The 762-nt window shown below is 52.1% G+C and carries 1 protein-coding gene; it reads right to left on the bottom strand.

Annotated features, from left to right (window positions below):
* Nucleotides 1-136 precede the first annotated feature (136 nt).
* Nucleotides 137-487 carry a copper-binding protein gene (locus NX775_RS23925; RefSeq protein WP_370660619.1) on the bottom strand — a complete coding sequence of 117 codons (351 nt, stop codon included), beginning with the start codon at nt 485-487 and terminating at the stop codon, nt 137-139.
* Nucleotides 488-762 lie beyond the last annotated feature (275 nt).

Here is a 762-nt window from a genome sequence, read left to right as displayed (position 1 = left end):
TGAACGCGAACGAAGCGAGTGCGATTTTCGAGATTTTCATATTTACTCCTTGGTTGGTTGCAAACATACTCATCCCCCTTACAGCCAGCGTCGACGCTGAGTTTAGGACGACGACGCCATCTACTACCCTGTTTACTTATTCTTGAACTGCCAACTGCGTGACGACGTATCGTCCCTCAAGCTTTTCAGCGACAAACTTGATTTTGTCGCCTGCCTTGAGTACATCGAGAGCTGACATATCCTTCACACCAAACACCATCGTCATGCCTGGCATGCCCAAGTTTTCAAGTGGACCATGTTTGATAGTGAGGCGACCGGTGTCTTTGTCTACTTTCTTAATTTCGCCATCGGACATAGCTGCCTCCTGGCCAGCAACGGCCACAGCTGCATGATTTTCATGGTCATGCGTTTGAGCCATGGCGCCATTAGCAGTGATGAGCGCAAATGTAGCTGCTGCGATGTGGGTGACGATTTTTGCGATTTTCATTTGGTATCTCTTCTTTCAAGTTAGGTTAGCTGTCGTTCTGGCCGCTAGTGACGAAGTCCGGTTCGGTTACCTTACTTAGCAACCCTATTTGCGGTCAGTGCCCGGAGTGGCCCGACGGTTTGCGGACGTTAAACTCCACGTTCTGCGCTGGCTTCGGCGCAGGCATAGACTGCCCACCGGCCGACGTACTCCTGACCGCTTCAAGCGGGGCTCCACTCCATTCGTAGGCCAGGGCTCCGGCTGGGTGCTTGTACCAACCTGGGTCACTGTAATCA

Source organism: Massilia aurea, assembly GCF_024753205.1.
Lineage (GTDB): Bacteria > Pseudomonadota > Gammaproteobacteria > Burkholderiales > Burkholderiaceae_D > Telluria > Telluria aurea.
This window is presented reverse-complemented; position numbering and strand designations above follow the sequence as displayed.